This window comes from Plantactinospora alkalitolerans (assembly GCF_015690345.1).
GTDB lineage: Bacteria > Actinomycetota > Actinomycetes > Mycobacteriales > Micromonosporaceae > Plantactinospora > Plantactinospora alkalitolerans.
Window position 1 is genome coordinate 16429 of sequence record NZ_JADPUN010000218.1, and the last position, 12628, is coordinate 29056.

Genomic DNA, 12628 nt, shown 5'->3' on the forward strand with positions numbered 1-12628 from the left:
CCGTCTCTTCACGATTACGATCAAACCAGCCGCAGTGACCTGATGATCACCATATCTTGCGGGTCGAGCACACCGTCCTCGACGCAACAGCCCACTTCAGCGGGCCAGCGGGCGAAGCAGCTCAAGATAATCCAGGATCAAGTCGGTCACGAACACGCCTCCACCACCTCGATCTACACCAACTCTCAGGAATTGCATCAGACGGGCGAGTTTCCGCAGGTCGCCTGATCGGTGGTGCGCGGCAATGGGCTCGATGCCCTGCGGAGAACGTCCTGCTGACCTGCGCCGCTTGCGCGATGATCCCGTTTAATGCATGATCCCGCCGTCGAACGGTCGCGTTTTGCGGGCTTGGAGGACGGGTTGGGCCGAGGTGATCTGGCGGGTGCGGCACGTCTGCAGCTCGTCTCCGGGGTGGTGCAGTTGCGTCCCGAGGACGCGATGGTCGAGGCGATGTTCAAGGGCTGGCGGGCCCAGCAGGTGGCTCGCGGGTTGCAGGAGGACACGATCGCGCCGCGGGAGCGACTGGTACGCCGGTTCCAGGAGTTCACCAACGAGTACCCGTGGAACTGGGGCCCGGGCGATGTGGACGAGTGGACCCAGTCGCTGACCAGCGAGCGGCAGCTGGCGCCGTCAACGATCCGCGGCTACCAGACCGACCTGCGGTTGTTCAGCGAGTATTTGACCGACGGCCGGTATGGCTGGGCGGTGGAGTGCGAGAAGACGTTCGGCACGTTCCCGGTGCCGATCTGCCACGAGTGGAACACGATCGCGCACCTCAACGACTACGAAGGCCGCCCCGAGGCGCGCCCGTTCACGAGGCAGGAACTGCAACGGTTCCTGGACCATGCCGACGAGCAGGTCGAGCGGGCGGTCCGGGCGAAACGCAAGGGCGCGCTGGCGGCCTACCGGGATGCGACCTTGTTCAAGGTCGTCTATGCGTGGGGGCTGCGTCGCACGGAGACGTCGAAGCTGGATGTGGCCGACTGGGGTCGTAATCCGGCGGCGCCGGAGTTCGGCCGGTACGGGATGCTGCACGTCCGATACGGCAAAGCGGTGCGGGGGCAGCCACCGCGGCGGCGCAACGTGCCGTCGGTGATGGGCTGGGCGGTGGAGGCGGTCGCCGACTACGTGGACAACATCCGGCCCCGGTTCGGCTGCGCGGAACATCCGGCGTTGTGGGTGACCGAGCGCGGCGGACGGGTGAACCCGGCGGAGATCAACGCGAGGTTCGTTGCCTACCGCGACGCGCTCGGTCTGCCGAAGACTCTCAGCCCCCATAGTTTGCGGCACTCGTGGGTGACCCATCTGACCGAGGACGGGGTGGACCGCCGGTTCATCCAGGAGGCGGTCGGGCACCGCTGCGACACCTCGACGGCGATCTACACGCATGTGTCTGGGGATTTCATGAACACGGCGTTGCGCAAGGCTCTCGCGCCGGCGTTCGGCACGCCGGGCGGGCAACGGAAGGAGTGGTAGATGGCGGCCAGGCTCGACTATCGATGGAATCTGCGGCAGGTTATGGCCAGTCGGGAGATGTTCCAGACGACCGATCTGCTCGAACCGCTGGCCCTACGCGAGATCCGGCTGTCGTCCAGCCAGGTCTACCGGCTGGTGGTCGATCGGCCGGAACGGCTGAGCCTGAAGATCCTCATGGCCCTGATGGACATCCTCGACTGCTCGATGGAGGACCTGATCGAGCCGGTCGTCGCGGCCCAGTCCGCCCGCCGGCGCAAGGTGGTCGGCGGCAGTGACGGCGGAGTCGGTGAGCTGCGCCCGAAACGGGCGCGCATCACCGGCGCCGACCGATTACCGCGGTGACGATCACGCCGCCGACCGCGGAGGACGCGTCTCGGGTGCCGCCGGTCCTGGCCGACCCGATCGGCGTCACCGTGGCCCTGGTCGCCGCGATCGAGCCGGATCTGAACCCGGCGGTGATCGCGGGCATCGTGGCCGGCGTCGCCGGTGGAAGGGTCAAGCAACGCCGCCTCGCCCAGGCCCTGACCGAGCGGCCCGACCTGCTGCGCGATGGCCGCTCGCCCGCACCGCGGGTCGTGGCGGACCTGCTGATCGAGTTGCGTCGCGCCGGCGCGGCCGCGATCTCGGACCCGGCCTGCGCCGGCTGCGACAAGCCGCTGCGCAGCCTGCAACGCCGCGGCCAGGACTGGTACTGCGCGCCCTGCGACCGCCGGCCGGAGCCATGCGGCGTGTGTGGCCAGTCCCGGCCGGTGGCCTTCCGCGACCGACACGGCCGTCCCCAGTGCGTTCAGTGCCCGGTCGACGAACGCGATCCGGTCGACACCGTCACCGCAATCGTGACCGGTATCGAGCCGGGTCTGACCTCGGAGATGGTGGCCGGCGTGGTGCACGCTGCGGCGACCCGGCGAGGACAGCGCCACCAACTGGCCTGGGAGTTGCAGGACCGGCCCGACCTCCTCACCGGGGCCGGCGCCGACGCGGCCGCGCCGTGCGTGTTACGGCTGATCGATCTGCTCGTCGCCGCGGGCGCCCAGACGATCACCCCACCGGCCTGCCCACACTGCCAGCGCCACATTCCGCTGCACCGACGGATCGGCGGGCAGTGGCTCTGCCGCAACTGCGTGGCCAAGACCCGGGCCCGGCCCTGCGCCGAGTGCGGAGCGGTCCGCGAGCCCGGCAGCCGCGACGAACACGGCCGACCGCTCTGTCCGACCTGCCTGCTGCGCCAGCCCGCCAACCAGGAAACCTGCACGACCTGCCGACGGCGTCGCCCGGTCAGCGTCCGGACACCGGAAGGGCCGCTCTGCCAGACCTGCCGCCCATGGCCAACCGGGACCTGCGCGATCTGCGGCCAGACCGGCCCGTGTCTGATCTCCAAGACCACCGGGCAGCCGTGGTGCCGCGCCTGCAAGCAACGGTGGGCCCGCTGCGCGGGCTGCGGACAGGACCGCCCGATCCGCGGCGGCACCATTGAGGCGCCGTTGTGCGCTACCTGCACCCGGCCTGATCCGGGCTTTTGGCGCACCTGCCCCGGCTGCGGTGAACCCGGCCGGATCCACGTCGGTGCCAACGCACGATGCGCACGCTGCACCATCCACCGACGGCTACGCCACATCCTCGGCGACGACACCGGCACCATCCGAACCGAACTGCAAGCCCTGCACGACGCGCTCGCGACGACGAACCGGACCGTCACCGTCGAATCCTGGCTCAACCGCAGCGCCGCCCCCAACATCCTGCAAGCCCTCGCCGGACAGCCACTGACCCACGACACACTCGACGCCCTGCCGCCGAGCAAGCCCGTCGAGCATCTACGCAGCGTCCTGGTCGCCCTCGGCACCCTGCCCGCCCGCGACGAACAACTCGTTCGGCTGCACCGATGGATCACCGACACCATCGCCATCCGGACCAGCCCCGACGAGCAGCACCTGCTGCGCCGCTACGCCATCTGGCACGTGCTGCGCCGCCTCCGCGGCAGGCTCAACGGCGCCGACACGACCCACCACCAGTTCGTCGCCGCCAAACGCAACATCCAAGCCGCCGTCACCCTGCTCGACCGGCTCGCCGACCACGGCCGCACCCTCGCCATCGCCCGGCAGGCCGACCTCGACCAATGGCTCGCCCACGACAACAACGGCCGAGAGGCCGGCAACTTCATCCGCTGGGCCCGCCGCAACAAACTCACCACGCTCGAACTCCCAGCCACCCGCTGGGCCGGACCTGCCACGCCGATCGACACCGAAGCCCGCTGGGAACGAGCCCGCCTGCTGCTGCACGACGACACCATCGACACCGAACTACGCGTCGCCGGCCTACTCGTTCTGCTCTACGCCCAACAACCCGCCACAATCAGCCGACTCACCCTCGACCACCTCCAAATCACCCCGGTCAGCGCCCGTCTACGCCTGGGCAGGGAACCGATCGTCCTGCCCGAACCACTCGCCAGCCTCGTCCGCGACCTGGCCAGCACCCGCCGTGGGCACGCCGTCATCGGCGCCACGAGCACGAGCCCCTGGCTGTTCCCCGGCGGCCAGCCCGGCCGACCCATCAGCGCCATGCAACTCGCCGAACGACTACGCGACCTCGGCCTCAGCCCGGCACAGTCTCGCTCCACCGCCCTGTTCCAACTCGCGACCGACCTACCCGCCGCAGTCCTAGCCCGGATGCTCGGCATCCACATCAGCGTCGCCGCAGCCTGGCAACGCGCCAGCGCCGGCGACTGGACCAGCTACGCCGCCGATGTCAGCCGCCGCCCCAACGGACAAGGAGCCCCAAGCCGATGAAGCCCACTGACCGGTGGAAACAACTGCTCGATGAACGACTCCACGAAGCCGTCACGGTGCTCGGGCAAACCCCGGGCGTCCACGGACTCATCGTCGGTGGCAGCGTCGGGCGCGGCGAGCCCTGGCCCATGTCCGACATCGACCTGCTACCCATCTACGACGACTCCACCAATCCGGAAGAGTCCGCCGCCCAACTGGACCAGCAACGCGCCGCCCTCGTCGACTGGTGGACCGGCTCCGGCCGCGCCCAAGCACTCGACGTCGGCTGGCTGGCCTTCACCACCACCGAGATCCGCGACGCGATCACCGCAGGACCAGACCACGCAGTCAACCGCATCACCGAACCGCGCTGGTTCCACGGCATCGACAAGGCATACGGCGGCCACGTCGCCGACCCCGCCGACGAACTCGGCAACAAGTTCACCGAATGGATACGCACCGTCCGGTTCCAACCCACGGTCGTTGCCGCACGCATCAACATCTGGCAGCAACAAGCCACCGACGCCCTCACCGAAGCGTCCCGGACCCACACCGACGACCCCGCCAACGCCACACACCTCCTACGCGTCTCAGCCCGCGCACTGCGCATGGTCCTCCTCGAGCGGTGGGGCGAACGACTCGGCTCTCTGGGCCGCGAATGGACCCGATTCGAGCGCATGGCAGAACGGCACGGCCAACAGGCTCTCGCCGCCCGGATCGCCGTTCTGGCATCCGCCGAACCGGCCATCGCCCAGAAACGCGCCGAATCCGCCCCGGCATGGCTGCAGGAACGAATCGACCTGTCCTACGCCGCCCGCATCGCGGTCGGCGACGACGTCAGTTGGGCCGAGAACGCCCGCGACCAGATCGCCGCATTCACCGACCTCGTCTCCCGACGGCCTCACTTCCGCGGACCCTGGACCGCCACACCCGACCCCGCCCTCGCCGCCCACCTGGCCGAACTCCACGAACTGATCACCGAACATGGCTGACCCAAACCGCAACCGCGGGAAGGCATTCAGACAGTTCTGATATCCGACGTCGCCAGAGTGCGTCTCGTCGGACTACCGCACCAGCGCCCTGCGCCGGCACCTGGACGCAACCACCGCGGCCGCGCTCGCGACCCAGGCCGGGAGGAAGGCATGAAACGCAAGGTCGGCTACGAGTGGCGGCTGCGCGCGGTGATGGCCCAGCACAAGATGTTCACCGCCACCGAACTGGTGCCGCTGCTGCACGAGCGCGGCATCGACCTGTCCGCCTCGCAGGTGCACCGGCTGGTCTCCGGCACGCCCGAGCGGCTGTCGCTGCAGGTGCTGGCCGCGTTCTGCGACATCCTCGGCTGCACCCCCGCCGAGCTGATCACCACCAGCGCGCAGAACGCCGGCGTCCGCAAGACCGCCACCGACGACCTGCCCGCACCGCCCACCGGCGGAAGGTTCCGGCCCCGCCCGGCCCGGATCCTGCCAGACGAATGAGCCGGCCCTACGCAACCGATGAGCAGTACGAACGCTGGTACATGGCCGACTGCTGTCGCTGCGGCCGCCGCAGAAACAAGGCGGGCAGTTGGCCAGACGGCTACGTCTGTCGGACCTGCGTCGATCGTGCTCTTCGAGTTCGAGGAACCTGACCCGGGTGTGATCAGCATCGCGCACTGCCGGGCCGCCGCCCGAACGACGGCGCCCTGATCTGCGCCACCTGCGCGGGCTCCTCGCAGTCCTTCACCTGCGCTCGATGCGGCTACGAGGGCAAACTGCACGGCGGCCGCCGCTGCACCCGTTGCACGCTCGCTGACCGGCTCGGCGAACTCCTCGACGACGGCTCCGGCCGCATTCACCCGAAGCTGGCGCCGCTCGCTGAGCAGTTGCGCGGCATGGACAACCCGTTGACCGGGCTGGCCTGGCTGACCTCGCGCCACCGGGCACCCGCAGACTTCCTCCGCGGCCTCACGCGCGGCGAGATTCCGCTGACCCACGAGGCGTTCCGCGCGCTCGAGCCCTGGCGGGCGGCCGCGCACCTGCGCGAGCTGCTCATGGCCTGCGGGCTGCTACCTGCGATCGACAAGCAGATCCTGCTGTTCGAGCGCTGGCTGCACGAGCACATCGCCGACGTCGACGACCCGGACCACGTCCAGCTGCTGCGCCGGTTCGCGACCTGGCACGTCCTGCCCCGGCTTCGGTCCCCTGCCGAGACACGGCCGATCACCCCGGCCGGGCGCCGCTACGCCGGCGAACAGATTAACCCGGCCACCGACCTGCTCAGCTGGCTCGCCGTCCACGGCCGCGCGCTCGCCGAATGCACCCAGGCCGACGTCGACACTTGGGCCATCGAGCACAGCGTCAGCGACCGCGTCAACGTCCGAGCCTTCCTGCAGTGGTCGGCCGCGAACCGGCTCACCCAGCGGTTCGAGCTGCCCGCCGCCCGAGGACCGGGCAGCGCGCCGCTGCCCGAACGCGATCGCACCGGGCTGCTCGGCCGACTCCTCACGCGATCGCACCGGGCTGCTCGGCCGACTCCTCACCGACGACCGTGCCCCGCTGCGCACCCGGGTCGCCGCGGTGATCCTGCTGCTCTACGCCCAGCCCGTCAGCCGAATCACCCGGCTCACCATCGACGACGTCGTCCACGACGGCGACCAGGTCCTCTTACGGCTCGGTGACCCACCCTCACCGGTGCCCGAGCCGGTCGCCGTCCTGCTACTCGACTACCTCGGCCAGCGCACCAACATGCGCACCGCCACCAACCGCGACTCGCGCTGGCTGTTCCTTGGCCGCCGCGCCGGCCAACCCCTTCAGTCCCGCACCCTGTCGCCGCTGATCCACGAACTCGGCGTCCCGACCACCAGCGGCCGCACCGCCGCGATCCGCCAGCACGTCCTCGACGTGCCCGCCCCGATCGTTGCCACCGCACTCGGCTACCACCAGATCACCACCGCGCGACTCGCCGCCGAGGCCGGCACCACCTGGTCCAACTACGCACCGGGTGACCGCAGCAAGTAGATGCCCTCTCCCGCGCCCTGACGCGGAGCCCAACACGACGATCACCCATGCATCAGTGACGGTTGCCTCGCCCTCCGGACGCGACGCCGCAGTTCTGGCAGACTCTCCACAGGTCCCAGTCCTCCTGGCCGCAGACCAGGCACCTTCCGGCCCGGTCGGCCCCTGCGGCGCACGCATCGAGCACCCGGTCCACCACGACAGGCAGCGGCTCGGCCGGATGCTTTCGCGGATCGGGGCAGTAGGCGATGTCGTGGCAACCCCATGAGTCCCACGGATGCAGCGCCGCCGGAACGCGTCTGCCCTCCCGCTTCTGCACGCGTCGCTGGGCGGCGAAAGCGGCTGCCCTCGGTAGCACCAGCGCATGGGCCGTCTCGAGCTCGTCGAGGGCGCGGACCAGCGACGACGGATCGGCCTCGATACACCCCGGGATACGGTGAGTGGTCGCCAGGTGATGCCAAGTGGCGTGGAAACCATACGGCGCGAAGTGATAGAGGCAGTTCCGCAAACGCACCCGCCGTTGCCGGGGGTCGAGGCTCTCATCACGAACCCGGCGCGCGGTCGCGGAAAAATAGTCACCCCAGAATGATCACAGAGCCGGTCTGCTGACCACCGACGCCGGTTCCTTCACGGAACAGACGGACCCACGTTCACCGAGCCGGTGATCAACAAAGACCGCGATGGGACACAAGCTGAGCCGTCACGCAACGTGACGAGAGAAGCTCATGGAAGCGGAACTCGCGACAGTTGAATAGGCGGTCTCACCAGTATACCGAAGCCGACATATGCCCTCGACCGATGGCCGCTTACGGTAGAGGGCAGGGGCGCGGCGCGGCCTGAGCCCTCGGCAGTTCAGTGATCGGGCGAGTGCAGTCCCGTCAGAAGCAGACCCAGCAAGATGCGGATCGCATCGGGTCGTCGATTGGCCTGCGTGGGGCGCAGCGAGGAGATCGCCATCAGGCCTACGCGGACGTCCGTGACGGAGGTCTTTCGCCGCAGGACCCGCTGCTGGTGTGCGCGGGCGACGAGTTGTTCCAGTGCTGCGGCGTGGGCCCGCCGGTCGTTGCGGAACGCGTCGCCTGCCGTGTGTGAGCCCAGCAGGGCCTCATTGAGGCCGGGGGCCCGGATCTGGTGTTCCGCGAACTGGCGGATGACTCCGCTGAGCGCGGTCCAGGCGTCCGGCTCCGCCAGTGCGGCCTGCATGTCAGCCCGGCAGGCCGCCACGTCCCCGGCAAGGGCCGCGCTGACCAATTCCGTGCGGGTGGGGAAGTGTCGGTACAGCGTCGCGATGCCCAGGCCGGCACGCCGCGCGATCTCGCGCATGGGAAGGTCCACGCCCTCTGCGGCGATGGCCTGACGGGCGGTCGCAACGATGTGTGCATGGTTGTCGGTCGCGTCGGCCCTGACTTTCCGAGTCACTTTTCTCCGCGTCCCTCTCAGTTGCTCCCGAAGTGGAACAGGTGCTCCGGAAAGATGTTTACCTCATCGAAGCGCCCGGAGACTCCGGGCGGGAGAGGTGATCATGTTTGCTGTGCAGTTCCAGCGGTTCGGCCCGCCCGAGGTCCTGACCCTGGGCCCCGCGCCCGAGCCGCACCCCGGTCCTCACCAGGTGCGGATCGCCGTCAGGACCGCGGCCGTCTCACCCGTCGACCTCGGACTGCGCGCCGGCTCGTCCCCCATGAGCAAGAACCTCGACCTGCCGCACATTCCCGGCGTCGATGCCGCCGGAGTGATCGACGAGATCGGCGCCGGGGTAATGGACTACGCCGTCGGTGACGAGGTCTTCGGCGCGGTCGACGTCGCACGGCTGGGCGGCGCGAGCGCGCAGTACGCGGTCCTGGACTTCTGGACGCATAAACCACACGGCATGACGTGGGCCGAAGCCGGCGCGGCGGGCACTGGCATCGAGACCGCAACCCGCGCCCTAGACCTGCTCGACATCAAGGAGAACACGACACTGCTGGTCGACGGTGCGGCCGGCGGCGTCGGCAGCATTGCCGTGCAGCTTGCGGTGGCACGCGGCGCCCGCGTGATCGGCACCGCACGCCCCGACAGCCACCCGTTCCTCAGGGAACTGGGGGTGGAACCAGTGGACTACGGACACAGTCTGCCCGCCCGGATCCGCGCGCTGACCGCCGCTCCGGTCGACCGGGCACTCGACGTCGCGGGGGCCGGATCGCTGAATGAACTGATCGAACTGACCGGTACCGCGGACAGCGTCGTCACACTGGCCGACTTCAAGGCTTCAACCTACGGAGTTCGGCTGTCCATGGGCCGCATCGGCGGCCAGCCCGACGGCGTCCACGGACTCACGTCAGCCACAGCACTCGCCGACCGGGGCCGCTTCCGTGTTCCAGTCCGGGACACCTACCCGGCCCATCAGGCAGCACAGGCACACGAGACAGCCGCACGACCGCCCCGACGGGGAAAGATCGTCCTCGACATGACCCATACCAGTTAGACCAAGACCGAAACGACTGAGCGCTCTGCTGGTAGCACCCTCCTAATTTCCTCCGGCCGACACTCCCCCGGCCGCCGGGCAGGCTGGGCCGGCTGACGCCGCCTACTCCTCGTCGTCCTCGTCGAGCCCGGCGGCGTCCGGGTCGCGCAGCGGCCACAGGCCGCCGCCGGCCGGGGTGGAGTGAAGTTGTAGCGGCCCAGGACGTTCAAATTCTTGTGCTTGAGCGGGGAGAGCCGGGCCTGTACCGCTCGGAAAGTCGGTCAGGCCAGCGCCACCTGGGAGTATTCGTTGATCAGGCCGTTGATCTCGGTCAATTGCCTCCGCGTCGCCTTGACGATGGGTTCACCCGCGAGTGCTGGCGCAGGTGTTCACCTGGCTCGAGAGGGACATCGCGGCTGAAGAGGTCGGTGATGGGATTGGTGACGCATCCGATACTAACGCCGGGCCGATCGACGACCAGGTCGGATACTTGAGGGCGGGGTCGGCTTGTCTGGGCTACCAAGATGCTGACGACCCGTCGTCCGATCTTCAGGCCAGGACGTTGGCATCGGCGGCGAGGGCGCTTCCGCGGAGGAGGCAGCGATTCATATAATCCCCGACGGCCCGTTCGGAGTGTAGGCGTCGGTGTGCATGGGCTTGCTGATACTCAGGTGACACCATCGGGTTCCGACCGGCTTGTGAGCTACCGGCCTGACAGGAGGATCTGGCGATGGACGGGGGACGGGACCAGGAGCTCGACGCGCTGCTGAGAGCGATCCCAGAGGGTTGGACGCGTGCGGCGGTAGCTGGACGAGCTTGGGGCGTTACGCGTGCTACTCGCGCAGGAGGCAAAGTGGTCTCCATCAACGCGGAGCGACTCGGCGCCACCGAGCAACTCGGTGCAAACGTCTGGATCACCTCTGAGGGGCCAATCCTCAGGCCCTGTGAGGTGCCGGCGGAAAAGGTCATACAGTTTCTTCGCGCTGCGGCGGTAGGGTATTCCAGGTAAGCAGAGACGACAGGGCTTCCCGAGTGGCATTCATCATGCCACATTCCACTTGCTGTGTAGCGTGTGAAGATACGCTAAGGCCATGTCGATCGCGGAAGCCGTTGGTCTGACGTCGCGGGACGCCTGCGCCAATAGGTAGCCACCCTGTACGGCTACCAAGAGGCCCGTGGCGAGTTGTGAGACGCCCGCTTCATGTGGGATGAGGCCCGCCTTCTGAAACCGTTGCAGGAGATCTTCGAAGAGTTCTTGCCACGCCGAAAACAGGTCGTGGGGGTCGGCTGCACCGATAGGTGACATCCGAGATGGCTTGCCCTGGTGGCGGGCTGGAAGGATGTTGCTGTGCCCAAGCCCTACCCTTGTGAGTTCCGCGATGATGTCGTAGGGATGGCACGTGACCGTGATCCGGGCGTGACGGTCGAGCAGGTCGCGAAGGACTTCGGGGTCCATCCGATGACGTTGTTCAAGTGGCTGCGCCAGGCTGACGTTGACGCTGGAGTCAAACCGGGTGTTAGCGGCAGTGGGTCAGCCGAGCTGCGTGAGGCCCGCAAGCGGATCAGGCTGCTGGAGCAGGAGAACGAGGTCCTGCGCCGGGCTACGGCGTACCTGTCACAGGCGAACTTGCCGGGAAAAGGCCCTACCCGCTCGTGAGCGAGCTGGCCGCTGACGGGATCCCCGTGGCGGTGAGGTGCCGGGTATTGAAGATCGCTCGTCAGCCCTACTACAGGTGGCTCGCCCGGCCCGTCGGTAACGGCGTACTCGTTGCCGCTTACCGCGCGAACGCCGTGGTGGACGCGCACCGCGATGACCCGGAGTTCGGGTACCGGTTCCTGGTCGATGAGGCCCGCACCGCCGGAGAGGCGATGGCTGAGCGCACCGCGTGGAAGATTTGCTCGGATAACGGCTGGTGGAGTGCCTTCGGCAGTCAGCCGCGGGCATCGATGATCATCGTTGACATGAGACGTATGATGTTTGCATAATGGGGTGGTGCGACCCCCATCGCGCACTACCTCAGGACTGGAGTATCTCGTGCTTCGTGCCGAACCCCCTTCTCGGCGCAAGGGACTGCTCGCCACCGTCGCCGCCGGACTTCTGGTCGTCGGCCTGGCTGTGACCGCCACCCACATGGCGTCGGCGAGCACTTCCCCCTTGGCCGCCAATGCCCTCGCGTCCACCGCCGGATGCGGCAACGCCCCCGGGCTGAACAGTGGCAACCACACCATCCAGAGCGGTGGAAAGAACCGCAGCTTCATCCTCCGGCTTCCGGACACCTACAACAACAATTATCCGCACCGGTTGGCCTTCGGGTTCCACTGGTTGGGTGGCACCGCCAGCCAGGTCGCGACGGGCGGGACCGACGGATATGCCTGGGCCTACTACGGCATGCTCTCCCAGTCGAACAACACCACCATCTTCGTCGCCCCGCAGGGCATCAACAACGGCTGGGCCAACTCCGGTGGCGAGGACGTGACGTTCACCGACGACATGATCCGCCTGATCGACAACGCGCTCTGTGTCGACACGAGCCAGCGCTTCTCCGTCGGCTTCAGCTACGGCGGCGCGATGAGCTACTCGCTGGCGTGCTCCCGGCCGAATGTGTTCCGTGCGGTCGCGGCGATCGCGGCCCCGGGGACGATCAGCGGATGCAGCGGCGGCACCGGGCCGGTGGCGTATATGGGCATCCACGGGATCAATGACGGCATCCAGAATGGCCGGGCCCTGCGCGACAGGTTCGTCCGGAACAACGGCTGCACCGCCCAGAACGCCCCCGAGCCGGCGGCCGGAAGCCGCACCCACATCATCACCACCTACTCCGGGTGCCGCGCCGGGTACCCGGTCGTCTGGGCGCCGTTCGACGGCGGCCACCAGCAGGGTCCGGTGGACGGGTGCGCCGGCTGTGAGAGTGGCGCGCGGAGCTGGGTCAAGCCGGAGGTGTGGAAGTTCTTCACCC

Annotated in this window: 12 protein-coding genes and 1 pseudogene; 11 read left to right on the forward strand and 2 right to left on the reverse strand. The window is 68.4% G+C overall.

All coding sequences use genetic code 11. The annotated features are described in order from the left end of the window. The first annotated feature begins 360 nt into the window (after window positions 1-360). From I0C86_RS24685 to I0C86_RS24705, 5 genes are all read left to right on the forward strand, one after another. Entirely contained in the window at window positions 361-1476 is a 1116-nt protein-coding gene (locus tag I0C86_RS24685) for a tyrosine-type recombinase/integrase (RefSeq protein WP_196203663.1), read from the forward strand. After that, entirely contained in the window at window positions 1477-1818 is a 342-nt protein-coding gene (locus I0C86_RS24690; protein WP_196203664.1) for a helix-turn-helix domain-containing protein, read from the forward strand. Beyond that, window positions 1815-4259 carry a hypothetical protein gene (locus I0C86_RS24695; RefSeq protein WP_196203665.1) on the forward strand — a complete coding sequence of 815 codons (2445 nt, stop codon included), beginning with the start codon at window positions 1815-1817 and terminating at the stop codon, window positions 4257-4259. The genes I0C86_RS24690 and I0C86_RS24695 overlap by 4 nt, the downstream gene beginning before the upstream one ends. Continuing rightward, window positions 4256-5230 (forward strand): nucleotidyltransferase domain-containing protein, encoded by a 975-nt coding sequence (locus I0C86_RS24700; RefSeq protein ID WP_196203666.1) that lies wholly within the window; start codon window positions 4256-4258, stop codon window positions 5228-5230. Before I0C86_RS24695 ends, I0C86_RS24700 begins: the two co-directional genes overlap by 4 nt. 150 nt (window positions 5231-5380) lie before the next feature. Then, complete coding sequence (locus I0C86_RS24705; RefSeq protein WP_196203667.1) at window positions 5381-5713, forward strand: helix-turn-helix domain-containing protein; 333 nt, start codon at window positions 5381-5383, stop codon at window positions 5711-5713. A 569-nt stretch (window positions 5714-6282) separates the two neighbouring features. On the opposite strand, the gene I0C86_RS43705 is transcribed toward I0C86_RS24705, so the two are convergent. Beyond that, window positions 6283-6732: a hypothetical protein gene (locus I0C86_RS43705; protein WP_230394718.1), complete on the reverse strand. Its 450-nt coding sequence runs from the start codon at window positions 6730-6732 to the stop codon at window positions 6283-6285. A 61-nt stretch (window positions 6733-6793) separates the two neighbouring features. Here I0C86_RS43705 and I0C86_RS43710 point away from each other — a divergent pair, with 61 nt between their 5' ends. Continuing rightward, entirely contained in the window at window positions 6794-7234 is a 441-nt protein-coding gene (locus I0C86_RS43710) for a site-specific integrase (protein WP_323373829.1), read from the forward strand. An 849-nt stretch (window positions 7235-8083) separates the two neighbouring features. Here the strand turns inward: I0C86_RS43710 and I0C86_RS24715 are convergent. Then, window positions 8084-8650 (reverse strand): TetR/AcrR family transcriptional regulator, encoded by a 567-nt coding sequence (locus I0C86_RS24715; protein ID WP_323373830.1) that lies wholly within the window; start codon window positions 8648-8650, stop codon window positions 8084-8086. Between the two features lie 103 nt (window positions 8651-8753). Here I0C86_RS24715 and I0C86_RS24720 point away from each other — a divergent pair, with 103 nt between their 5' ends. The 5 genes and pseudogenes from I0C86_RS24720 to I0C86_RS24735 form a co-directional block, all read left to right on the forward strand. Further along, window positions 8754-9692 (forward strand): NADP-dependent oxidoreductase, encoded by a 939-nt coding sequence (locus tag I0C86_RS24720; RefSeq protein ID WP_196203668.1) that lies wholly within the window; start codon window positions 8754-8756, stop codon window positions 9690-9692. 537 nt (window positions 9693-10229) lie between these two features. Beyond that, window positions 10230-10310: pseudogene (locus I0C86_RS45555) on the forward strand (DUF5709 domain-containing protein); the annotation flags it as partial. Window positions 10311-11019: 709 nt separating this feature from the next. Next, window positions 11020-11328, forward strand: coding sequence for a transposase (locus I0C86_RS43715; RefSeq protein ID WP_323373831.1), 309 nt, complete (start codon window positions 11020-11022; stop codon window positions 11326-11328). Window positions 11329-11375: 47 nt separating this feature from the next. Then, window positions 11376-11657 (forward strand): hypothetical protein, encoded by a 282-nt coding sequence (locus I0C86_RS24730; protein WP_230394719.1) that lies wholly within the window; start codon window positions 11376-11378, stop codon window positions 11655-11657. Between the two features lie 145 nt (window positions 11658-11802). Beyond that, window positions 11803-12628: alpha/beta hydrolase family esterase (locus I0C86_RS24735; RefSeq protein WP_407676348.1), on the forward strand; the 826-nt coding region annotated here is incomplete at its 3' end.